The sequence below is a fragment of the Nocardia sp. JCM 34519.1 genome (genome assembly GCF_020361265.1).
Lineage (GTDB): Bacteria > Actinomycetota > Actinomycetes > Mycobacteriales > Mycobacteriaceae > Nocardia > Nocardia arthritidis_A.
This window is the reverse complement of the sequence record NZ_JAIRBR010000002.1, coordinates 596,097-618,829: the sequence shown is the minus strand read 5'-3', so window position 1 is coordinate 618,829 and position 22,733 is coordinate 596,097. Positions and strand designations below refer to the sequence as shown.

23 protein-coding genes are annotated in these 22,733 nt (G+C 65.5%); 9 read left to right on the top strand and 14 right to left on the bottom strand.

Features of this window, described 5'->3' with window-relative positions:
* Positions 1 to 27 precede the first annotated feature (27 nt).
* Together LGY53_RS09140 and LGY53_RS09135 are read left to right on the top strand one after the other, a co-directional pair.
* Entirely contained in the window at positions 28 to 1,206 is a 1,179-nt protein-coding gene (locus LGY53_RS09140) for a heparan-alpha-glucosaminide N-acetyltransferase domain-containing protein (protein WP_225726184.1), read from the top strand.
* A gap of 8 nt (positions 1,207 to 1,214) precedes the next feature.
* Positions 1,215 to 1,634 (top strand): PPOX class F420-dependent oxidoreductase, encoded by a 420-nt coding sequence (locus LGY53_RS09135; RefSeq protein ID WP_225726183.1) that lies wholly within the window; start codon positions 1,215 to 1,217, stop codon positions 1,632 to 1,634.
* A gap of 58 nt (positions 1,635 to 1,692) precedes the next feature.
* Here the strand turns inward: LGY53_RS09135 and lpdA are convergent, their stop codons facing one another.
* The 3 genes from lpdA to LGY53_RS09120 form a co-directional block, all read right to left on the bottom strand.
* Positions 1,693 to 3,093, bottom strand: a complete 1,401-nt coding sequence (gene lpdA / locus LGY53_RS09130) for a dihydrolipoyl dehydrogenase (RefSeq protein ID WP_225726182.1) — start codon at positions 3,091 to 3,093, stop codon at positions 1,693 to 1,695.
* Between the two features lie 81 nt (positions 3,094 to 3,174).
* Complete coding sequence (locus LGY53_RS09125) at positions 3,175 to 3,399, bottom strand: DUF418 domain-containing protein (protein ID WP_225726181.1); 225 nt, start codon at positions 3,397 to 3,399, stop codon at positions 3,175 to 3,177.
* 48 nt (positions 3,400 to 3,447) lie between these two features.
* Positions 3,448 to 4,416: a dipeptidase gene (locus LGY53_RS09120; RefSeq protein WP_225726180.1), complete on the bottom strand. Its 969-nt coding sequence runs from the start codon at positions 4,414 to 4,416 to the stop codon at positions 3,448 to 3,450.
* A gap of 168 nt (positions 4,417 to 4,584) precedes the next feature.
* Between LGY53_RS09120 and LGY53_RS09115 the strand changes: the two genes are divergently transcribed.
* The 4 genes from LGY53_RS09115 to LGY53_RS09100 all read left to right on the top strand — a co-directional run bounded on the left by LGY53_RS09115 (position 4,585) and on the right by LGY53_RS09100 (position 10,709).
* Entirely contained in the window at positions 4,585 to 6,633 is a 2,049-nt protein-coding gene (locus tag LGY53_RS09115) for a prolyl oligopeptidase family protein (protein ID WP_225726179.1), read from the top strand.
* 172 nt (positions 6,634 to 6,805) lie between these two features.
* The gene (locus LGY53_RS09110; RefSeq protein WP_225726178.1) at positions 6,806 to 7,417 is read left to right on the top strand and encodes a TIGR00645 family protein; all 612 of its coding nucleotides are present in this window, start codon (positions 6,806 to 6,808) and stop codon (positions 7,415 to 7,417) included.
* A 73-nt stretch (positions 7,418 to 7,490) separates the two neighbouring features.
* Entirely contained in the window at positions 7,491 to 8,471 is a 981-nt protein-coding gene (locus LGY53_RS09105; protein ID WP_225726177.1) for a LuxR C-terminal-related transcriptional regulator, read from the top strand.
* Between the two features lie 108 nt (positions 8,472 to 8,579).
* Positions 8,580 to 10,709 (top strand): BTAD domain-containing putative transcriptional regulator, encoded by a 2,130-nt coding sequence (locus LGY53_RS09100; RefSeq protein ID WP_225726176.1) that lies wholly within the window; start codon positions 8,580 to 8,582, stop codon positions 10,707 to 10,709.
* A gap of 13 nt (positions 10,710 to 10,722) precedes the next feature.
* Here LGY53_RS09100 and LGY53_RS09095 read toward each other — a convergent pair whose 3' ends face one another.
* The 6 genes from LGY53_RS09095 to LGY53_RS09070 all read right to left on the bottom strand — a co-directional run bounded on the left by LGY53_RS09095 (position 10,723) and on the right by LGY53_RS09070 (position 14,239).
* A complete protein-coding gene (locus LGY53_RS09095; protein WP_225726175.1) occupies positions 10,723 to 11,583 on the bottom strand; it encodes an alpha/beta fold hydrolase in 861 nt (286 codons plus the stop codon).
* A gap of 36 nt (positions 11,584 to 11,619) precedes the next feature.
* Positions 11,620 to 12,252 (bottom strand): TetR/AcrR family transcriptional regulator, encoded by a 633-nt coding sequence (locus LGY53_RS09090; protein WP_225726174.1) that lies wholly within the window; start codon positions 12,250 to 12,252, stop codon positions 11,620 to 11,622.
* Positions 12,253 to 12,267: 15 nt separating this feature from the next.
* Positions 12,268 to 12,711, bottom strand: a complete 444-nt coding sequence (locus tag LGY53_RS09085) for a hypothetical protein (RefSeq protein ID WP_225726173.1) — start codon at positions 12,709 to 12,711, stop codon at positions 12,268 to 12,270.
* Between the two features lie 385 nt (positions 12,712 to 13,096).
* Positions 13,097 to 13,312, bottom strand: a complete 216-nt coding sequence (locus LGY53_RS09080; RefSeq protein WP_225726172.1) for a hypothetical protein — start codon at positions 13,310 to 13,312, stop codon at positions 13,097 to 13,099.
* Positions 13,313 to 13,404: 92 nt separating this feature from the next.
* On the bottom strand, positions 13,405 to 13,728 hold the full coding sequence (locus LGY53_RS09075; RefSeq protein ID WP_225726171.1) for a helix-turn-helix transcriptional regulator: 324 nt from the start codon (positions 13,726 to 13,728) through the stop codon (positions 13,405 to 13,407).
* A gap of 49 nt (positions 13,729 to 13,777) precedes the next feature.
* A complete protein-coding gene (locus tag LGY53_RS09070; protein ID WP_225726170.1) occupies positions 13,778 to 14,239 on the bottom strand; it encodes a MarR family winged helix-turn-helix transcriptional regulator in 462 nt (153 codons plus the stop codon).
* 122 nt (positions 14,240 to 14,361) lie between these two features.
* On the opposite strand from LGY53_RS09070, the gene LGY53_RS09065 reads away from it, so the two are divergent.
* Entirely contained in the window at positions 14,362 to 15,357 is a 996-nt protein-coding gene (locus LGY53_RS09065) for an SMP-30/gluconolactonase/LRE family protein (RefSeq protein ID WP_225726169.1), read from the top strand.
* Positions 15,358 to 15,389: 32 nt separating this feature from the next.
* Here the strand turns inward: LGY53_RS09065 and LGY53_RS09060 are convergent, their stop codons facing one another.
* The 4 genes from LGY53_RS09060 to LGY53_RS09045 form a co-directional block, all read right to left on the bottom strand.
* Positions 15,390 to 15,773 (bottom strand): hypothetical protein, encoded by a 384-nt coding sequence (locus LGY53_RS09060; RefSeq protein WP_225726168.1) that lies wholly within the window; start codon positions 15,771 to 15,773, stop codon positions 15,390 to 15,392.
* Between the two features lie 351 nt (positions 15,774 to 16,124).
* On the bottom strand, positions 16,125 to 16,508 hold the full coding sequence (locus tag LGY53_RS09055; protein WP_225726167.1) for a hypothetical protein: 384 nt from the start codon (positions 16,506 to 16,508) through the stop codon (positions 16,125 to 16,127).
* 208 nt (positions 16,509 to 16,716) lie between these two features.
* Positions 16,717 to 18,342: a chaperonin GroEL gene (gene groL, locus LGY53_RS09050; protein ID WP_225726166.1), complete on the bottom strand. Its 1,626-nt coding sequence runs from the start codon at positions 18,340 to 18,342 to the stop codon at positions 16,717 to 16,719.
* Between the two features lie 218 nt (positions 18,343 to 18,560).
* On the bottom strand, positions 18,561 to 18,806 hold the full coding sequence (locus LGY53_RS09045; protein ID WP_225726165.1) for a hypothetical protein: 246 nt from the start codon (positions 18,804 to 18,806) through the stop codon (positions 18,561 to 18,563).
* 233 nt (positions 18,807 to 19,039) lie between these two features.
* Here LGY53_RS09045 and LGY53_RS09040 point away from each other — a divergent pair, with 233 nt between their 5' ends.
* Both LGY53_RS09040 and LGY53_RS09035 read left to right on the top strand, forming a co-directional pair.
* Positions 19,040 to 21,109, top strand: a complete 2,070-nt coding sequence (locus tag LGY53_RS09040) for an NAD(+) synthase (RefSeq protein WP_225726164.1) — start codon at positions 19,040 to 19,042, stop codon at positions 21,107 to 21,109.
* Positions 21,110 to 21,279: 170 nt separating this feature from the next.
* Positions 21,280 to 21,954 carry a suppressor of fused domain protein gene (locus tag LGY53_RS09035; protein WP_225726163.1) on the top strand — a complete coding sequence of 225 codons (675 nt, stop codon included), beginning with the start codon at positions 21,280 to 21,282 and terminating at the stop codon, positions 21,952 to 21,954.
* Positions 21,955 to 21,964: 10 nt separating this feature from the next.
* Here the strand turns inward: LGY53_RS09035 and LGY53_RS09030 are convergent, their stop codons facing one another.
* Positions 21,965 to 22,684, bottom strand: coding sequence for a Clp protease N-terminal domain-containing protein (locus tag LGY53_RS09030; protein WP_225726162.1), 720 nt, complete (start codon positions 22,682 to 22,684; stop codon positions 21,965 to 21,967).
* Positions 22,685 to 22,733 lie beyond the last annotated feature (49 nt).

Below are 22,733 nucleotides of genomic sequence, written 5' to 3'. Positions count from 1 at the left end.
AATCCGAACTCGGGCACAGTGCTCGGCATGGCTGCCGAAACCCTCCTACCGACCTCGCGGCGGTGGACAAGGTTCATGTCGACGGCCGCGGTCGACCCCACGCGGATCTCCGCCGTCGACACCGCCCGCGGACTCGCCGTCATCGGGATGATCGCGGCGCACACACTCGACCTCACCGACCTCACCTGGTCCGATCCCGGCCACTGGTACGCGGTCGTTTCGGGACGGTCATCGATCCTGTTCGCGGTGCTCGGCGGGGTTTCGCTGGCGCTGCTGACCGGACGGACCCGGCCGCCGAGCGGACCGGATCTGATTGCGGCGCGGCTGCGCGTCATCGTGCGAGCCTGCCTGCTATTCCTGCTCGGCGGAATCCTCACCGCCACCGCGCCGAGCGCCGCGGTGATCCTCGAGTATTACGCGGTGATGTTCGTGCTCGCGGTGCCGTTGCTCACCTGGCGGCCGCACAGGCTCCTGCTGGCCGCGGCGATCTGGGCGTCGGTCACCCCGGTGCTGGTGTGGCGGCTGCTCGGCGCGCTGCCCGAAAGCGCAAGTGCCACAGGCGGAATCGTCAGTCTCGGGATCACCGGAGTATATCCCGCCGCTATCTGGGTGGCCTTCGTCCTCGTCGGCCTGGCCATCGGGCGCAGCGACCTGAGCGCGGCATCGACCCGAAAACGGTTGCTGTTGGGCGGATCGGCCGCCGCACTCCTCGGCTACGGGTGTGCGTGGCTGGCCACCTGGCTGTGGCACCCCGCGAGTTACCTCGCCGGAGACGAATCATCGCTCTCCGGCACTTCTCGGCCGCCGAATCCCGGTTTCACTACTCTGCTGAACGCAGAGCCGCATTCCGGGACCACGTTCGAGATCGTCGGCTCGGTCGGTGTCGCGGCGGCGATACTCGGCGCGCTGCTTCACCTTCCACCGGTGCTACATCGAATCATGTTGCCGCTCACTGCGATCGGAGCCATGCCGCTCACCGTCTATGCCGCACACATTGTTTCGCTCGCGCTCTGGGAGCCGGAGGACGATCCGCGCTTCCTGCTGACCTCGATCGTCATCGCCGCGCTGTTCGCACTGCTGTGGCGCCGATTCCTCGGCCGCGGCCCGCTCGAATGGGTGATGTTCCGGGTGAGCGCCGCGGCCGTCCGCCAAACCCGGGACACGCCAACGGCGAACGGGGAAGGCCGGACCGCCGCTGCCGGTTGAATACGGCCATGGACATTACGACCGCACTCGATTTCGCGCGCGAACAGCGCCGTTCGGTGCTCACCACCATCCGCCGCAACGGCCGCCCGCAGCTGTCCAATGTGCTGCACGTGATCGGCGACGACGGCATCATCCGCATCTCCATCACCGCCGACCGAGCCAAGTACCACAACCTGGTGCGCGATCCGTGGGCCGCGCTGCACGTCACCCGCGCGGACTTCTACGCGTACGCGGTGTTGGAGGGTGACGTCGAGCTGACGCCGGTCGCCGCCGCCCCCGATGACGCGACGGTCGAGGAATTGATCGCCTACTACCGCGCGGGTTCCGGCGAGCATCCGGACTGGGACGAATACCGCAACGCGATGGTCCGAGACCGCAGGGCGCTGGTGAAGTTCACCCCGACGCACGCGTACGGAATGCTGCCGTAAACGAAAAGGGCGGCGGCCCAACCTATTCGGTTGAGCCACCGCCCCGATCGAGCCGTGCTCAGAAGTTGATCATATGCCCGGCGAGGCCGTGGAAGGCCTCCTGCAGCGCCTCGCTGAGGGTCGGGTGGGTGTGCACATTGCGGGTGAGCTCGTTCACCGTCAGGTCCCACTTCTGGGCCAGGGTCAGCTCGGGCAGCAGCTCCGAGACGTCCGGGCCGATGAGGTGGCCGCCGAGCAGTTCACCGTACTTGCCGTCGGAGACCAGCTTGACGAAACCGGTCGGGTCGCCGAGGCCGTGCGCTTTGCCGTTCGCGGTGAACGGGAAGGTGGCGACCTTGACGTCGTAGCCCTCGTCGCGCGCCTGCTGCTCGGTCAGGCCGAAGCTGGCGACCTGCGGTTGGCAGAAGGTGGCGCGCGGCATCATCCGGTAGTCGCCCAGCGTCACCGTCGGCGCGCCCGCGATGGTTTCGGCGGCGACAACGCCCTGCGCCTCGGCGACGTGCGCGAGCTGCAGCTTGCCGGTGACATCGCCGATCGCGTAGATGTTCGGCACGTTGGTGCGCATATTGTCGTCGATCGCGATCGCGCCGCGCTCGGTGGCCACGCCGGTGTTCTCCAGGCCGTAGCCGTCGATGCGCGGGGCGAAGCCGACCGCCTGCAGCACCTTGTCGACCGTCACCGTCTCCAGCGCGCCGGTCTTGTTGTCCTTGATGGACACGGTCACCTTGGCGCCGTCGTCCTCGATGGACTGCACGGCCGCACCGGTGGTGATGGTGATGCCGAGCTTCTTGTACGCCTTGGTGATCTCCTTGGAGACGTCGGCGTCCTCGTTCGGCAGCGCACGATCCAGGAATTCGACGATGCGCACGTCGACGCCGTAGTTCTTCAGCACGTAGGCGAATTCCATGCCGATCGCGCCCGCGCCGACGATGAGGATCGAACCCGGCAGATCCCGGGTCAGAATCTGCTCCTCATAGGTCACCACGTTGGCGCTGAGCGAGGTGCCGGGCAGCAGTTTGGTGACGGTGCCCGCGGCGATGATCACGTTGTCGAATGTGATGGTCTCGGTGCCGCCGCTGTTCAGCGCGACCGAGATGGTGTTCGCGTCGACGAAGGTGCCCTTACCGTCGAACTCGTCGATCTTGTTCTTCTTCATCAGGAAGTGGACGCCCTTGACCCGGCCGTCCGCGACCTTGCGGCTGCGGTCGAACGCCGCGCCGAAGTCGAAGTTGACGTCACCGGAGATGCCGAACGTCTTGGCTTCCTTGGTGAAGATATGTGCGAGCTCAGCGTTGCGCAGCAGGGCCTTGGAAGGGATGCAGCCCACGTTGAGGCACACACCGCCCCAGTACTTCTGCTCGACGATCGCGGTACGGAGGCCGAGTTGTGCCGCGCGGATGGCGGCGACGTAACCGCCAGGACCGGCACCGAGAACGACTACGTCGTAATGGGAAGTCACATGTCCGAGCCTAACTCTGTCGGATGGCTTCCACCCACCGGTCCCCCGGCCCGCTGTGGATCGGGCCACACCCGATCCGGGTCAGCGCGGGGCCTGGACCGGATGACGCATGGGTACGAGGGTCAGCCAGGTCGCGCACCGCCACAGCCATTCGCACGGACCGTACCGGAACCGGCGCAGCCACCACGCGTAGAAAACCGCCTGCGCGACGACGAAGGCCTCGGTGCATCCGAAGGTCACGGCGGGATAGTTCCAGCCCGCGACATCGAAGGCGGCGGCGAATGCCGCCGACGCGGCGGCCTGCAACAGCTCGGCCGCAGCGCGCAGGACCGCCGCGAAGCTCAGCCCGGTGGCTCAGCGCCAAACCTGTTGGGCCACCCTGGCGAAGTTGCCGCCGAAGACCGCAGCGCGGTCGCCCGCGCTGAAGCCGCGCTCGGCCAACGCCTCGTCCAGGCCCGGAAAGCCGCCGCGGCCGAGCAGATCTTCCGGGGGAACCCATTGCAGTGGGCCCCATTTGGTGATCGCCTCGGAGTACGCCTGTGGATTGTTCCGCAGTTCGTCGTTGAAATCGTCGGCGTCGAACGAGAAGTCGGAGCCGATGCCGATGTGATCGATGCCGACCAACTCGACGCCGTATTGGATATGCGCCGCCATGGCCGCCACCCGTTCGGCGCGTTCCTCGGGAGCGTTGTGGCCCAGGAAGATTCCGACGCCGTTGATGCCGATCACACCGCCGGTATCGGCGCAGGCGCGGGCCTGCTCATCGGTGATATTGCGCGGATGGTCCCACAGCGCGGCGAAATTCGAGTGGCTGTAGATCATCGGCAGCACGCTGCGCTCGCACATCTCCAGACCGCTGCGGCGCGAACAGTGTGAGCCGTCGACGAATACGCCGATCTCGTTCAGCGTGGCCACCAGGTCTCGGCCGTACCCGGTGAGCCCGGTGTCCTCGGTGTCGAGGCAGCCGCCGCCCGCCGCGTTGGCGTAGTTGTAGGTGGGTAGCAGCGAGCGCAGGCCCAGTCCGTGGAACATCTCCACGTTGTCGAGCTTGCCCGCCAACGGCCCGCAATCCTCCAGATCGAAGGCGAGGGTGATCTTGCCCGGCGGCAGATCGCTTGGCCCGCCGACCAATTGGAATCTTCCGTCGGCCACCGCGTCCTGCCGGAACCGCTGCGCGAGCGCCACCGAATCCGCGGTGGACTGCGGCGAATACCCGATGTTCACCGATACATACGACCCGAGCGGATAGCGGGCCAGTTCCGCGATCCGCGCCGATGGCTGTAGCGGCAGGCAGCAGTGCTGCTCCCAGAGAAACGGCGGCAAAGTGGAACCTCCTGCTCGGAACGCCCCGATCTTACCGAGCGCCGCCGCGCGCGAAAGGGTTCGCGAAACCGCCGCCGATCGCCCACTTCGCACTCAGCGAACATGACCGATATCACAGCAACTCCCCGTTTTCGGCGTTTCGAGATGTGGCTTGGCAACAATGTGCAGATGACCCACGTTGACGAGAGTGTGACCGACCCTTACCTCTGGCTCGAGGAAGTGACCGACGAGCGGTGCCTCGATTGGGCCCGCGCGCACAACGACGTGGTAATCGACCGGTTCGCGTCGTCGGACCGGTTCACCGAGCTCGAGCGCCGAATCCTGGCGATGCTCGATACCGACACCAAAATCGCCTACCCGGGCCGCCGCGGACGCTGGTTGTACAACTTCTGGCGCGATGCCGAACATCCGCGCGGCCTGTGGCGGCGCACCACCTTCGAGGAGTACGCGAAGGAGACCCCGGAGTGGGACGTGCTGATCGATCTGGACAGCGTTGCCGCCGTTGAGGAGGAGAACTGGGTGTGGGGCGGGGCGGGCGTGCTGCGGCCCGAACAGAGCCGCGCGCTGATCAGCCTCTCGCGCGGCGGCGCGGACGCCAAGGTGATCCGTGAATTCGATATGGAGACAAGGGAATTCATCGACCCGGCGGACGGTGGCTTCTACCTGCCCGAGGCGAAATCGCAGCTGAGCTGGATCGATCTCGACACTGTCTATGTCGGAACCGATTTCGAGCCCGGCTCGCTCACCGATTCCGGCTATCCGCGCATCGTCAAACGCTGGCGGCGCGGGACGCCGCTCGCCGAGGCGGTCACCGTATTCGAGGGCGAGACAACCGATGTCGCCGTCTCGGCCGGCTACGACCGGACCCCGGGCTATGAGCGGCACTACGTCGGCCGGGCCACCGACTTCTTCAACGAGGAGGCGTATCTCGTCGAATCCGACGGCACGCTGGTCCACATAGACGCGCCCAGCGATGCCAGTAAGTCCTGGTACAAGGACTGGCTCACCATCCGGCTCAAGACCGACTGGGAGGTTGGCGGCGTCACGTATCCGGCGGGTGCGCTGCTGGTCAGTGATTTCAACAAATTCCTTTCCGGCGCACGGGAATTCGAGGTGCTGTTCACGCCGGACGCACATACCGCACTGCACGGCTACGGCTGGACCGAGAACTATCTGCTGCTGATCACCCTGGAGGATGTACAGACCAAGCTGTACGTCCTCACCCCCGGAACGTGGGCCATCGAACCGCTCGCCGACACACCGCCGATGGCCACCACCAGCGTGCTGAATCTGGACCCGCTCGAGGGCGGCGACGAATTCATGCTCACCACAAGCGGTTTCACCACCCCCGGCACCCTGCTGGCCAGCTCGGTCGGCGGTAGCACCACCAAGCTGAAGCAGGAACCGGGCTTCTTCGACTCCGACGGCATCGAGACCGAACAGTTCTTCGCCCGCTCCGACGACGGAACCATGGTGCCGTACTTCGTGATCCGGCATCGCGACCACCGCGACAGCCCGCGCCCGACGGTGATGTCGGGCTACGGCGGCTTCGAGGTCTCGCGCACCCCCGCCTACAGCGGCGCGTCCGGCATCGGCTGGCTGGAGAACGGCGGCACCTGGGTGATGACGAATATCCGCGGCGGCGGCGAATACGGTCCGCTGTGGCACACCTCGGTGCAGAAGGAGAACCGGCATAAGGTGTACGAGGATTTCTCCTCGATCGCCAAAGACCTTGTGGCACGCGGCATCACCACACCCGACCGGCTCGGCGCGGTGGGCGGCAGCAACGGCGGCCTGCTGATGGGCGTGATGCTCACCCGCTACCCGGAACTGTTCGGCGCCATCGTCTGCCAGGTGCCGCTGCTCGATATGAAGCGCTACCACCTGCTGCTGGCGGGCGCGTCCTGGGTGGCCGAATACGGCGACCCGGACAAGCCGGAGGAATGGGCCTACATCTCGAAATACTCGCCGTACCAGAAAGCAATGGAGGCCGATGCCGCCTACCCGCCCATCCTGCTCACCACCTCGACCCGCGACGATCGCGTACATCCCGGGCATGCCAGGAAGATGGCCGCGCTGCTGGAGGCGCAGGGGCATCCGGTCTGGTACCACGAGAATATCGAGGGCGGCCACGGCGGCGCGGCCGACAACAAGCAGTCCGCGTTCCAGGCCGCGCTGATATACGAATTCTTCACCCAGATGCTGATGGAGAAGTAGCCGTCGGCCACCGCGGCGGCAATAGCGGATCGTCGATTTATCCATCGATTATCCGTTCATTGCCGCCGTAGGCCGTCGACCGGCATTGCCCGCGCACGACGGAAGTCCGAATGATATTTCGGTGATGAGTTGATTTCCCGGACACCCGTTGCGGTGTGCTGTACTTCGGCTCATGGATTCACCGAACAAACAGCAGCAAGTGTCGCGAACTCACTTGGGCTACTTCATATTTCTGAGTCGCTGGCTTCAGCTACCGCTGTACGTCGGATTGATCGTCGCGCAGGCGGCCTACGTATGGCAGTTTCTCCGTGACCTCTGGCAGCTGGTGGCCGGGCTGTTCGAGCACGGCGGTGAGGCCGAAACCAACATCATGTTGGCCGTGCTCGGCCTGATCGATGTGGTGATGATTTCGAACCTGCTGATCATGGTGATCGTCGGCGGCTACGAAACATTCGTCTCGCGGCTGCGGATCGACGATCACCCGGACCAGCCGGAGTGGTTGGCGCAGGTGAACGCGAATGTGTTGAAGGTGAAGCTGGCGATGTCGATCGTCGGCATCTCGTCGATTCACCTGTTGAAGACGTTCATCGGTCTCACCCAGGACCCGAATCCGGGCGGGCATATGGCGAGCTACCTGTGGCCGACCGTCATTCACTTCACCTTCGTGGTTTCGGCGCTGCTGTTGTCGAGCATCGATCGGATCATGCCGCATCCGTCGACGCACGCGCACCACCGGCAGACCAACGGTCATCACCGAGAGCTGGAGTCGGTTGCGCTGAACTGAGGTACCACTCGACGAGGGTCCGCGCTGTCCGTGATCAACTATCAGGTCGATCGGACAGGAGGTAGCCACAGGTATGGTCGACGCGGCAGCCGAACTCGGGCATGACGATGTAATCGGCGTCTACCAGGCTTTGGTGCGTAATCCGGAGTGGGGTGCGGCGGAGTTGCGCGACCATCTCGGCATCACCGAGGGCCGCGTTTCGGCCGCGCTCGCGGCTCTGACGGATATGACCCTGTTGCGCCGCTCGGTCCACGATCCGCGGCGCTGGCATGTGATCGATCCGAAAACGGCTTGCGAGAGCGTATTTCGCCGCAGACAGGAAGAGTTGCTGCGGCAGCAGCAACTGATGTTGACCGTCGAAAAGATGATTGCGCGGCAGTCGGCGCACCCCGAATCCAACGGCGTATCGAATCAGCACGAAACATTGGTCGGGATCGATTCCCTGCACGCCTTTCTCGGCCAATACGCCAACGAGGTGCAGACCTCGTGGTACGCCGCCACCCGAAATGCCGTCCCGTCCGAGGTCATGGCGGCGCCCATCCTCGAACAACATCTCTCCGCGCTGTTCCGCGGTGTCGAACTGCGCAAAATCGTTCCGGAAAGCGCCAGGCACGATCCGGTTACCCGGCACTATGCCGACCTGCTCGCGCGGGTGGGCAACGAGATTCGCACCGTGCCCGCGCTCTCGCTCGAGCTGATCGTGCTCGATTCCACCGTCGCACTGATCCCGCTGAACAATGACGACATATTCAACGGAGTAGTCGTATTGCGCGAGCCGAGAACCGTGGCCGCCCTCGCCGCATGTTTTCAACAAGCCTGGGATATCTCCGAGCCGTTCAACCGAATCGCGGCGGCGGATGACACGCATCTGAGCGCGCAGGAGCGCCAACTGTTGCGCTTCCTCGCCGAGGGGATGACCGATGAGGCAATTGCCCGGCGGTTGGCGATATCCGCACGCACCAGCCGCCGCGTGACGACGGGTCTGATGCGGCGGCTCGGCGCACGGAGCCGATTCGAGGCGGGCGTGAAAGCCGCTCGCCTCGGGTGGGTTTGACATCTGGCCGGAAGCGTCCAGGCCGTTTCCGGCCAGGGCTGGCATATTCCATCTTCGCGACTCGCTTGGGCAACCTTTAGAGCCGAAGATGTGCGATAAGGGGTTGCTGTGTCGTTTGTATACGTGGGTTTGCTCGGCCCGCTGGAGGTTTCGATCAATCGAGTCGTCCACCTCGGCCCGCAACAGCCGAAGCAGCAGGCAACCCTGGCCATGATCACCAATCAGCCGGGACAGACGATTTCCGCGACGAAGCTGATCGATGGCATCTGGGGTTCCGGCGCGCCGCAATCGGCGCGGAGTTCGTTGCGCAACTATGTTTCCTCGCTGCGCGCCACGCTCCGGCAGCACGGTTGTTTCGATGCCGACGTGCGATGGGTCGGCGGCGGATACCGATTCGACGGGGAACTGAGCACCGATGCCATGGCCGCCGACGAGCTGGCGGTACAGGCACGCCGCGACCGGATGAACGGGCGACTCGGCGATGCGGCGGACAAGATCGCCGAGGCGTTGCGGCTGTGGCGCGGCGAACCGCTGTCCGGTGTGCCGGGTCCGTGGGCGGAGGGCGAGCGCGCGCGGCTATATCGAACGCGAGATATGTTGCGCCAGTGGCGCATTGAGATACAGATCGAATCGGGCGACTATACCGATGCCATCTCCCGGTTGGCGGCGCTGGTCCGAACCGAACCACAGTGCGAAAAGTGGTGGTTGCTGCTGACGACCGCGTTGGCGCAGAGCGGGCGGCGGCTCGACGCACTTGGCGCCTACCGCGACGCCCGGCGCTGGTTCGTGAAAAACACGGGGCTGGAACCGAGTCCGGAGTTGTCCGATCTGCACCGCCGCCTGTTGAACGACGACCAGCCCACGAGCGAACACCGGCCGGACACCGTGGCGCCCGCCACTCCCGCACTTCCGGTGCCAGCGCAATTACCTGCGGGCACAGTCGATTTCATCGGGCGGACCACCGCAGTCGAGCAGCTCGTCGCGGCGGCGACGCCCGGAACCATTATTTCCGTGACAGGTCTGGCCGGAGTCGGCAAGAGTGCGCTCGCAGTCCATGTCGCACATCGATTGCGGGAGAGGTTTCCGGACGGCCAGCTCTACGCCGACCTCCGAGGCCCCGTGGACGTCACGGCCATACTGCGACGCTTCCTGAGCGCCTTCGGAATTCAAGACTCCGAAATACCGGACAACGTCTTCGAGCAATCGACCATGTTTCGTTCCGTCGTCGCGGGCCGCCGGGTGCTGATCGTCCTCGACAACGCCGACGCCCCCGGACAGCTCGAGTGGCTACTACCCGGCGCGGCCGCGAGCTCGGTCCTGGTCACCAGTCGAGGCCCGATCACCGCGACACCTACCGCACTCCGGTTGCCGCTCGGCTCCCTCACGCAGGAGGAGTCGGCGGCGCTGCTGAGCCGGACCATCGGCGACGCCAGACCGACCGCCGAATCCGCCGCGTTCAGCCGCCTGGTGAGTTTGTGCGGCGGGCTGCCGCTGGCCATCGGCATCATCGCCACCCGGTTGGCGGCGCGGCCGTCCTGGCCGATATCCGGTGTCGTCGAGCGGCTGTTGGACGGCCGAGATCCGCTGCGGGAGTATCGGTTCCAGGACATGACACTGGAGGCGGCATTTCGATCCGACTATCAGCGGCTGGGCGCCGAGCAGGCTCGGGCCTTCCGACTGCTCGCGCATGCCGAGGTACCGGACCTGACCAGCTTCGTGGCATCGATCGTCCTCGATCGCGAAATCGGTGCGGCCGAGGCGCTTTGCGACGATCTCGTCGACCGGAGTTTGTTGGACAGCCCGGATCCCGGACGGTACCGGTATCACCCGCTGGTTCGATCGTTCGCGCGCGGATGCAGCGATGCCGAGCCCGGCATCGACGTCGTCACATCGCTTTTGGCCGGCTATTCGGCGCTCATCCAGCCGCGACGCCGCGATGCCCGGGCCGACCGATGGGTCCTGCCCGCCGAATCCACGCGGACACCGCCGATCGTGGCGGGCGGCGAGGTATTTCCGGCCGCCGAATATCGGAACCTTGTCGCCGTATACGGTTTCGCGCTGCGGGGGACGGCCCGGCAGCGGCAACTCGCCGCCGAAGCGGCGCCGGTCATCGCCGAACTGATCGGCACCGCCCAGTTGGCCGTACTCGATCAGCGGGCGCGATACGGCGGCGAGTGGACTCGGTATCCGGACAGCACACCGGACGTCGGCAACGAAATCGACTCCTGCGCCTCATGAATCGGCTGCGCGGTCAGCGATCGCGCAACCACTTCTCGATCTGATCGATCGTGGTCTTCGATTCGGTGATCCAGCCGTTGTGTCCCAACGGTTCCGGCTGCCGCCACCACGTAATCTCGGCCTGCGGCAGCTTTTCCACCAAATGTTCGGCCGAGCTCTGCGGGGTGAGGTCGTCGCCGGTCATCGTGATGGCCAGCACCGGAAGCTTCAGCCGGGCGATCCGCTCCTCGTAGTCGATATCGGCGCCCACCGGCACGAACCGCCCGGTGCGGGCCAACCGCGCCCAGTCCGAGATCAGCACCTTGGACTGGCGGCCGAATCCCGCCTGCCCCAAGCGATCTCCCGGCCAGAACCCGGCGAGGTTCGCGGTCAGCGAGACGGCGGCCGTGCCGAACAACATGCCGGGACCCGAAATCCCGCGATAGCCACGGTAATACGGCGTACCCGAGGCGACCAGGACCAGCCCGCCGAGCCGACCGCGGATGCGCGAAGCATACATCACCGCCAACTGCCCGCCCATGCTGTGGCCGAGCAAATACGGTGTGCTGTCCGGGAATCGGGCACGCACCACCTCGAACATCGCCGGGAAATCCACCGAAACCAGTTCGTGGTAGCCGTAGGCGCTGGCGGCGCTCGGCTTCGGCCTGCTGTCACCGTTGCCGCGCAGTTCGCCGATCGCCACGTCGAAGCCGCGCCGCGACAGTCCGAGCGCGAATCCCTCGTAATACCCGCCGGGTACGCCGAGCCCGGGCACGATCACCACGACCGGGCGCGGTGCGTCGGGGGTGACCGGGTGACGATGGGCGCCCCCGGCCGGGATCAGCCGTACCGGAACGGTGCTTCCGTCCGGCATCTGGATCGGAACTGTCTCCATGTCGCGCACGCTACCGCGTCGGGTGCCGGCCGGGCGTCAGGCGCCGACCGCGCCCATGATCACCCGGCTGAGCACGCGGATCACATCGTCCAGCGGCGGCCGCGGATCCGAACCGCTCCAGGAATCCACCACGTAGTTGACCGCCCCGATGATCGCGAGCACCCGCATTTCGTAGTCACCGGGCGGGATTTCGCCCTGCATGGCGGCGTCCTCGGCGGCACTGGCGAGCAGCGAACCCCAGACCCGGCGCAGCTCGAGGCGGAACTTCTCCACCTTCGGCCCGGCGCCGACCACCTCGACCAGCGCGACGCGCGCCTTGCGTGGATCGGAGCCGATCGACTCGACGTACGCGCGCACTGCGGCATCGATGATCTCCAGCGCACTCGCATCGGCCTTCGCCGCGAGCGCCGCGGCCACCGCGTCGCGCGATTCCTTGTCGATCTGCTCGTAGAGCTCGAGTAGTAGGGACTCGCGGCCGGTGAACTCCTCATAGAACTGTCGCGAGGAGAGCCCGGCGTCCTTACAGATGGCGCCGACCGAACTATTCGCGTAGCCGTCGCGTGCGAAGACCGTCAGGCCCGATTCCAGAAAACGCGCACGCCGCTGACGTTGCCGGTCCTCAACGGGTTGCCCGGCATACATTCGTCCCGTATTCGCATCCTGTGACATTGGGCCAGACAATACCTAAGCCCTACAGTTCCCCGGCACCGATCCGGGTGTTCCTTTCAACCGATACGCAATCGGGCGATAGCCGAAAGTTGGCGGCGCAGTTGCACACTCGGTATTTAACGGACCAATCAGACGTAACCCCTTGGGCTTAGGCAGAGCTGTTCCGTCGAAAACGACAAAGTTGGTTGATGTCACTGGAGGTTTGCCAAAAAGGTGATAGTGAGCGATCACATCAATTATGGAACCTTTTTGAAGGAACTCTTTAGAACAATTTCTGGCGGTCTGAACATCAAACTCTGTGACACGATTCGATAAGTATTTGCTGACAATACGGACACGGTGCGCGCGTTGTTCGCGGGCGATAGCTGTTGGTGTGCACGCGAACTCAGCTGCTGCCGCCGCCGCAGCCGCCGCCACCCCCGCCGCAGCCGCTGCCGCCCCCGCAACCGTGGTGGCCACCGCCACAACCGTGATGTCCGTGATGGCCGCCGCCGTCCGGGGGGTAGTAATTCGAAGTCGAAGCGGAGCCGCCCGCAGTCCACATTCGCCCACGAGCCGCTCGACCGGACCCTGGCGTCATACGCGCCACGTACACGGCTATACAGCCGAACATGGCGATCACGGCCACCACGCCGGCCCATCTATAACCAAATGCCTGGAGCAGCAACATGACTGCTACCAGTACCAAACCACCGAACAGCAGCAACTTTTTGAACATCGTTCCTCCCCGGACGATTCGGCCACTGCGGGCCGCTTCGCTGATAGTGCCCAATTCTGCCGGGCCCGAACCATCCATCGGGCCATCAGTTCTCGGGGCAGCCAGCGAGCCCTCGCCGGGCGCGGATCAGATTCTTTCGCCCGGACCCCAGATCCGCAGCCGACGCGAGATCTGCGCGAATCCGACGATATCGACCACGAGTGCGAGGAAACCGATCGTCACCAGAATCACGAAAGCCAGTGCCGCCCAACTGATATCGAATGAAGCCACCACGGCCGCCGGTGCGGCGAGCCCGAAGGCCACCCGCCAGACCAATTTCGGTTTGTCCTCGATCGCCAACACCGCAGGCCTCCTTCGCCACAGCGCCGCTTCAGCCTTCACCCCATCGTCCCAGCGAAACCGGCCGGACGGCAACGCGAAGCGATGTCAGGCCCTCATCGAATCGCCGCGGGATGCTCGATCGAGATGGCGGTGAGCAGACCCGGAAAGCGCTGATCCAGATCGTCGCCGCGCACCTGTACCAAGCGGTTGCGACCGGAGGCGAAGGTGCTGATCACCCCGGCGTCCCGGAGCACCTTCCAGTGGTGCGAGAGGGTGGCGGCGGTGATCTCGACGTCGAATCGGTCCGGACCGCACCGCATCGGCTCGCGCTGGCCGAGCAGTGCGCGCACCAATTCCAATCGCACCGGATCGGCCAGCGCACCGAGCACCCGCACCAGATCGAGATCCGCACTGTCGGGCTGGGGCAGCAGGCGCACTTTCTCGCTCCGATCGATTCGACGACAGTCGCGATGGTACCGATTCGTCCTACGTGGCAGGGCTTTTCGTTTCCGGCCTGATCGAATCCAGTAGGTCCGCGCAACGAATCAGCAAGTCTTCCAAGGCCGCCCGCTCGGCATCGGTGAATTCGGCGGCGAGCGCACGCTCCACCCGGATCGCGCGCGCGTCGGCATCCGCCATCACCGCCCGGCCCGCCTCGGTCAGCCTGGTCTCCAACACATTCCGGTGCCAGGCGTGCGGCGTGCGTTCGATCAGACCTCGGTCCTGCAGGTTGGCCAGGATCGTATTCATCGTCGGCGGGGTGACCCCGCACAGTCGGGCCAGCGCCGCGGCCGAGATACCCGGGTTCTCGGTGAGGTAGAGCAGGGCCGCGTACTGCGGAACCGTCACACCCGCCGGCTTCAGCGCGCTCGTCTTCGCGGTTTGCAGCGACCGCTCGGCGCGCTTGATGAAGCTGCCGATGCGCTCCGCGGCGGGCATCGAGGTCATCTCCGCATGGTATCCGCCCATCCCATGATTAGAGTCTTGACTGTTATTAGAACTCTAATCTATGTTCGTACACGTTCGAAGATGCGTCTGCATTCGACTTAACTGAGAACAAGAGGAAAACCATGTCCCACCTGCTGCGTCGCGGCCTGGCGAGCATCGCGATCGTCATCTGTGGCCTGACCGATCAGGCGATCGCCACCGCGGCGAATGATCCATCCATCGCGGTCGCGTACACCTTGCCCGGCGACCGCGCGTACCCGGAGAGCATCGCCGTCGACCCGCGCAACGGGGATACCTACGTCAGCTCGTACACCACCGGCGCGGTGTTCCGCGCGGCCTCGGGCGCGACCACGGCCGAGACCTTCCTCGCGCCGGGCGCCGACGGTCGTAATACCGCCAACGGCGTCAAGGTGGATCCCGCGGGCCGCCTGTGGGTTATCGATTCGACCGCCGGAGTTTCGGTGTACGACACCGTGACCCACGATCGGCTCGCCCGATTCACCGTCGCCGCAACGAATCCCTTCTTCGTCAACGACCTGGCCTTCACCGACGACGGCACCGCCTACCTCACCGACAGCAAACGGCCGGTCGTATATCGAGTAACCCCAGGGCAATTCGCCGAGGCCGCGGCCAACGGCGGTTGCGGCGAACTGGATCCGGCCATCGATCTCGGCGCCGTCGTTCCGCCGCACGGACCGGATGCCTTCACCCTCAACGGAATTGCCGTCGACCCGACCGGCCGCTACCTGCTGACCGTCGATATGACCGGCGGCGGGCTCTTCCGTGCGTCGCTGAACCCCGGCGACCCGAATCCGGTACGCAAGGTCACGCTGAACGGCGGTGATATGCAGGCGGCCGACGGAATCGAACTGCGCGGCGAAACCCTTTGGGTCGCACACAACTCGACCAATTCCATCTCCCGCTGGCGACTGTCCGACGACGGCGCGACGGCCACCCAGGAGCAGCGGTTCACCGACCAAGCCCTCAGCGTCCCAACCGGACTGGTGCACGTCGGCGACCGACTGCTGGTCACCGCGTCACAGTTCGACAAGGGCGGACCGATGGGCCAGGGCACCCCGACCCTGCCGTTCGCCGTGCTGGACGTCTCCGGCATCTGACCCGAAAGCCGGTGTACTGCACCGGCTTTCGCTCAGTAATCGCAGAGCTTGATCCAGTCGCGGTTGTCGTATGTGTTGTCCGCGACGAACAACCCCGCCCCGCTCACATACGGCACCGCGAGATCGAGATTCCCCTTGCGATAGACCGCCCACTTGTAGTTCCGCCCGTAGACGAGCGCCGCATCCTCCATACTCGAGAGAAACCCGTTGAAGTTGAAATTGTGGTTCTCGTTCCCGAAGGTACCGTCGGACTGCAGGTACGCGTACTGGTAGGTGTACGCGTAGTAATACCCCCAATCCGAAAGCGTCCCAGAGCAACTCCCGGAATTCGAGCTGGAGAACGCATCACCCCGCGCCACCCCGGCCCCCATCCCGACCACCAACACCCCCACCAGCCCCACCAAAATCCGTCGCATATCTCCCCCATAGGCTCCCGCCCCGTCAGTACCCCCCAAACCTAGTAGCCCGCCCTGATCAACGGCCAGCTGTTTCCCTAAAACCCCAGCACCCGAACCCTTTCCGAGTAACCGTCCGCACGATTTCGAGGGATTCATCCGTCTCCAACGGTCCGCGCAGCCTCCGCAACAACTCGGGCTCCGCATAGATTTCGGCGGTCGCCCGCCACTCGACCACCGCTCGATCGAACTGCGCCGATCCAGTCACCGAATCATCCTGTGCACAAGCCAGCAATTCGGCGGCACACTGAGCGCGTGCTTCTTCGGGAAGCCAACCAAGCCAAGGGAATTCGTTGTCGAATCGCTCCACGTTCAACGATCACCTGCCGAGCGAGCGGGAGCGCAGTCCTCGCCTGCCGCGGTTCGCAGGAAATCGATCAGATCGTCGATCCGGTAGCCGAGCAAGGGGGCGCGCTCGATCGCCATGAGCAGGAGCTGCCCCAAAATCTTTGCGCCCCAACCATCGAGGCCGTCGGAACACCATTCTTCGACCTTCTCCACGCCGAGGTCGGACATCATAAGCCCGTGGTCGGCGCGGATCTCGGCACACAGCTCGGCGACCGCATCGAGCAAGGTCGGGGCCTGGCGCTCGCATTCGAGCGCGAAGTAACCGCCCGCATCCTCGACCTGGCACCCGCTCGGCGGCGCCGCCTTGATCCCGTCGAAACGCGCATCATCGAATTTGATGTCCCACAAGCCGATTGGGCAGTACGTCAGACCGACCCGAAACCATGCGAACCCCTCCCTAGCTCGATCAAGTAGCACTCGACGGGTGCAGGGTACTGTGCTCGGCACGGTCGCATCGACGAATTTCGAGGGCTTTCGGGGGGCGGCGGAGAAAGGCCGAAGGCCGGTCCACCTGAGTGGAACCGGCCTTCGGATTCGGAAGGGGTTGGGGGTGGACTCAGAAGTCCATGCCGCCCATGCCACCGGTCGGGTCGCCGGCGGGAGCGGCGGCCTTTTCCGGCTTGTCGGCCACGACGGCCTCGGTGGTCAGGAACAGCGCGGCGATCGAGGCCGCGTTCTGCAGGGCAGAACGGGTCACCTTCACCGGGTCGGCCACACCGGCGGCCAACAGGTCCTCGTACTCACCGGTGGCGGCGTTCAGGCCGTGACCGGCGGGCAGGTTGGCCACCTTCTCGGCCACCACGCCCGGCTCCAGACCCGCGTTGAACGCGATCTGCTTCAGCGGCGCCGACAGCGCCACCTTCACAATGTTCGCGCCGGTCGCCTCGTCACCGGACAGGCTCAGCTTGTCCAGCGCCGGCACCGCCTGCAGCAGCGCAACGCCACCACCGGCGACGATGCCCTCCTCCACGGCCGCCTTCGCGTTACGCACCGCATCCTCGATCCGGTGCTTACGCTCCTTGAGCTCGACCTCGGTCGCCGCACCGGCCTTGATCACCGCGACGCCACCGGCCAGCTTGGCCAGCCGCTCCTGCAGCTTCTCCCGGTCGTAATCCGAATCCGACGCCTCGATCTCGGCGCGAATCTGCGCGACCCGGCCCTTGATGGCCTCCGCGTCGCCCGCGCCCTCGACGATGGTGGTCTCGTCCTTGGTGACGACCACCTTGCGCGCCTGGCCGAGCAGCTCGACACCGGCGGTCTCCAGCGAAAGGCCGAGCTCCTCGGTGATGACCTCGCCACCGGTCAGGATGCCGATGTCGGCGAGCTGCGCCTTGCGGCGGTCGCCGAAGCCGGGCGCCTTGACCGCGACGGACTTGAAGGTGCCGCGGATCTTGTTGACGACCAGGGTCGACAGGGCCTCGCCCTCGACGTCCTCGGCGATGATCAGCAGCGGCTTACCGGCCTGGATGACCTTCTCGAGCAGCGGCAGCAGGTCCTTGACGGTGGAGACCTTCGAGCCGACGAGCAGGATGTACGGATCCTCGAGGACCGCTTCCTGACGCTCCGGATCGGTGACGAAGTAGCCGGAGATGTAGCCCTTGTCGAAGCGCATGCCCTCGGTCAGCTCCAGCTGGAGGCCGAAGGTGTTGCTCTCCTCGACGGTGATGACACCTTCCTTGCCGACCTTGTCCATGGCCTCGGCGATCAGCTCACCGATGGAGGTGTCACCGGCGGAGATACCGGCGGTGGCGGCGATCTGCTCCTTGGTCTCGACCTCCTTGGCCGAATCCAGCAGCGTCGAGGTGATCGCCTCGACGGCCTTCTCGATACCGCGCTTCAGACCCAGCGGGTTCGCGCCGGCTGCGACGTTACGCAGACCCTCGCGCACCAGCGCCTGGGCCAGCACGGTCGCGGTGGTGGTGCCGTCGCCCGCGACATCATCGGTCTTCTTGGCGACTTCCTTGACCAGCTCGGCGCCGATCTTCTCGTACGGATCCTCCAGCTCGATCTCCTTGGCGATGGAAACACCATCGTTGGTGATCGTGGGAGCACCCCACTTCTTCTCCAGGACAACGTTGCGACCCTTCGGGCCCAGCGTCACCTTCACCGCGTCGGCGAGGCTGTTCAGACCCCGCTCGAGACCGCGACGGGCCTCTTCGTCGTACGCAATTGTCTTGGCCATTGCGTTGGAATCCTCCACATGTATATGGGGCTGACACACAGGACGACCGCAGGTTGGATCGTCCCAGTTACGCTGGCCAGGTTCGGTGCCCGCGACGGACGACCGAGGGTGTCGATGGAACCCGGTCTCACCGTCCCGACCTGGCACTCACAGGTCAGGAGTGCCAAAGCCATTTTTAGCACTCGGGGGTATCGAGTGCAAGGTCCGGGCTCGGCGGATCAGTGCGTGCGGGCGTCGTCGACCCGCAGGACCAATGCGACGAAGGCATCGGCCCTGCGCTCCTCCGGCGACCGGGGTTCGCCGGATTCGACCGTGACCAGCTCGGCGTCGTGCAACAGCAGCTCCGCCTCGACCCTCATGATCGCCCTGATGAACGGCGGCGCCACCTCTGGTGGCAGGTCGCCGTTGATGATGTACTCGCCGTCCGGACCCGATTCGGTGGAGACGTAAGACAGTGCCCGCATAAGATCTGCGCGCCGCTCCCCTGCAATTAGGTCGGAGTCCCTGTCGTCCGCCATAGCCACATCTTAGCTATTGGCAAACGGCCGGGTGATGACGATCCGTGCAACCGTCCAGGAACAGCGCGGGTCGGCGACTCGATGGCGGCCGAGGTCAGGCGTAGATTTCCGGGCGAACCACGATCATGTTCGACACGCGCCGCGGCGCGAGCGTCGGTCGACTACCGAAAGGGGTCCCCGTGCCCGCTCTCCCCTTCGATTCGCTCTACCGGCACGGCTTCGCGCGGGTGGCGGTGGCGGTGCCGCGGGTCCGCGTCGCAGATCCGGCGTTCAACGCCGAGGCGACCCTGGAACTGGCCCGGCGGGCGGCCGACGATCACGCGGTGCTCACCGTCTTCCCCGAACTCGGCCTGTCCAGCTATACCGCCGACGACCTGTTCCACCAGGACGCGCTCGACGACGCGACGGCCGCCGCGCTGCGCGCGATCGTCGCGGCCAGCGTCGATATCGATACGGTGCTCGCGGTCGGCGCGCCGGTGCGCGCGCAGGGCCGCCTGTTCAACTGCGCGATCGCGATCTATCACGGCACGGTGCTGGGCGCGGTGCCCAAGAGCTATCTGCCGAATTACCGGGAGTTCTACGAGAAGCGCCAATTCGCCGCCGCCCGTGAGGTTTTGACCGACCAGGTGACGATCGCGGGGCAGCGGGCGCCGTTCGGCTCGGATCTGCTGTTCACCGCGACGAACCTGGACGGGTTCACCATGCATATGGAGGTCTGCGAGGACGGCTGGGTTCCGCTGCCGCCCAGCGGTTTCGCCGCGCTGGCCGGCGCCACCGTGCTGGTGAACCTGTCGGCGAGCAATATCGTCATCGGCAAAGCCGACTACCGGCGCGCGCTGTGCACCTCGCATTCGGCCCGCTACCTCGCGGCATACCTGTATTCCGCTGCGGGACACGGGGAATCGACCACCGACATGGCCTGGGACGGACAGGCGCTGGTATGCGAGAACGGCGATCTGCTCGCCGAGGGCGAACGTTTCGCCGATCATCCACAGCTGGTCACCGCCGATATCGACCTGCAGCGCCTGGCCGCCGACCGGATACGCACCACCAGCTTCGCCGATAACGTGCACGACCACCGCGAACGACTGAACCGGTTGCGGCGCATCGAATTCGAACTACCGGTGCCGTCCGCCGCCGTACCGCTGCGGCGCGAAATACCGCGCTTCCCCTATGTTCCCGCCGATCCGGCCGCCCGCAACGAGCGCTGCGCGGAGGTGCATCACATCCAGGTGGAGGGGCTGAGCACCCGCTTGCGCGCCACCGGATCCCAGCACCTGGTGATCGGCGTATCCGGCGGCCTGGATTCCACGCAGGCACTGATCGTCGCGGCCAAGACGATGGACCGGCTCGGGCTGCCGCGCACCAATGTGCTCGCTTACACCATGCCCGGGTTCGCGACCAGCACCCGAACCCACACCGACGCACACCGTTTGATGTCGGCGCTCGGTGTCAGCGCGGCCGAGATCGATATCCGGCCGTCCGCGACGCAGATGTTGCGCGACCTGAATCACCCTGCCGCGGATGGTGTTCCGCAATACGACATCACCTACGAGAATGTGCAGGCGGGTGAGCGGACCGCACATCTGTTCCGGCTCGCGAACCAGCACCGCGCGCTGGTGGTCGGCACCGGCGATCTGAGCGAACTCGCGCTCGGCTGGTGCACTTTCGGCGTCGGCGATCATATGGCGCACTACAGCGTGAATGCCTCGGTGCCGAAAACCCTGATCAAATACCTGATCGCGTGGGCGGTGGACACCGAGCAGTTCGGTGCGGAGGCGGGCGAGGTGCTGTCTTCCATTCTGCGAACCGAGATTTCGCCGGAGCTGATCCCGACAGGCGCCGACGGGACGGATGCCGCACCCGGCCAGAGTTCGGAGGCTGCCGTCGGCCCGTACGAACTGCAGGACTTCCACCTCTACTACCTGCTGCGCTTCGGTTATCGGCCGAGCCGGATCGCCTACCTGGCCAGGCACGCCTGGTCGGATCCCGAGCGCGGCCGCTGGCCGGATCTGGTCGAGCAGCACAACGCATACGATCTTGCGGCGATCAAGTACTGGCTCGCCGAATTCCTGCGCCGATTCGTGCAGACCAGCCAGTTCAAGCGGTCGACGCTGCCGAACGCGCCGAAGGTCGGATCCGGCGGATCGCTGTCCCCGCGCGGTGATTGGCGCGCCCCGAGCGACGCATCGGCCGCGGCCTGGTTGGACGAACTTGCCCGCAACGTACCCGATCACCGTGACAACTGATTTCGTTCGTACATGGGTAACTCGCCGGGTACGGGCTGACTCATCCAGCTACATACAGTCGGCCGCCAACGCGAGTCTCGCGGCAGTCGAGTCTGGCCTGAAGTCACGGGGAGGCGGGGGAGCCGCGTCTGTGTTGGGCCGGTGTTCGCGGGACTGTCTATCGTTACGTGGTGAGTGAAGCACCGGGCTGGAGCGCCATCGACGCCGCGCTGCGAATCCTGTACGGAGAGACCGTTCCCGCGCACTGGACGCCGCAACAGCCCTGGTCCCTCGGCGGGCCCGACCCGCTGGACGGCATCAGCGCCTACCCGCGCACCGATCCGGTATCGCATTGGCACTACGTCACATACGGGATGTCGGAGCTGTACGAGAAGGAGTGGGACGATCCGGACGTATCCGGTTGGGGATTCGAATTCACCCTGCGCCTGGCCCGGCCGACGTCCGACGCCGACCCGCCGCTATGGGCGGCGGGTTTCCTACAAACCTTGGCGCGCTATGTAATTCAGTCCGGGAAGTGGTTCGAACCCGGTAACACCATCAAGGCGAACGGACCGCTCGATCCGGAGCGGCCCGATTCGGCCATCCAGGCCTTTACCTTCGTCGTCGACCCCGAGCTGGGCTCGATCGACACGCCGCACGGCGCTGTGCGTTTTCTGCAGGTGGTCGGGCTGACCATGCCGGAATACCGAGCCGCGTTGGGCGGCAAGGCTCTCGGCCTCCTGCGCGATTTCGAATCGCGAATTCCCTTGTACGTCACCGATCTCGATCGAGCGACCTTCGTGAACGACCCGAAACCCCAAGCCCGCTGGCCGCGTTGGGGTGGCGGGCTGCGCGGTCGTCCGTGATCGAATCCGGTTATTGCTTGGGCTTCATGAAGGCCGCGAGCATTTCGCCCACGTCCTTCTCCACCTTGGCCTTGGTGACGCCCAGATCGGTGACCAAACCGGATCCGTTCTCGAATTCGAGGATGGCGAGCAGGATGTGTTCGGTGCCGATGTAGTTGTGCACCAGGCGAATCGCCTCGCGGAAGGTCAGCTCCAGCACCTTGCGGGCGTCGGCGCTGAACGGTATGAGCACGGGAACCTCATCGGCCCTCGGCGGCAGCGCCGCGGTCGCCGCGTCACGCACCGCCTCCACGGTCGCTCCGGCGGCAACGAGTTCCTTGCAGGCGAGACCGTCCGGCTCACTCAGCAGACCGAGCACCAGATGCGGGATGCCGATCTCGGCGTTGCCCGCACCGTGCGCGGCCTGCTGCGATGCCACTATCACCCGGCGCGCCCGGTCGGTGTACCGCGCGAACCCGCTGCTCAGGTCCATGGCCGTCGTATCGCCAGGTTCCTTGGGCACGAACCGCTTCTGCGCGGCCTGCTTGCTGACGCCCATGCTGGCGCCGATATCGGTCCAGGACGCGCCGGAGCGGCGAGCCTGGTCGACAAAGTGGCCGATCAGGTGATCGGCCACTTCACCGAGGTGATCCGCGACGACCACCGCGTCGGACAGTTGGTCGAGCGCGTTGTCGGGGCGGGCTTTTTTGATGCCGTCGATCAGATCGTCGAGGCGGATATGCGATGTCATGCGTCAACTCTAGGTTGACGCCCTGAGGGCGTCAACCGAAGGTTGACGC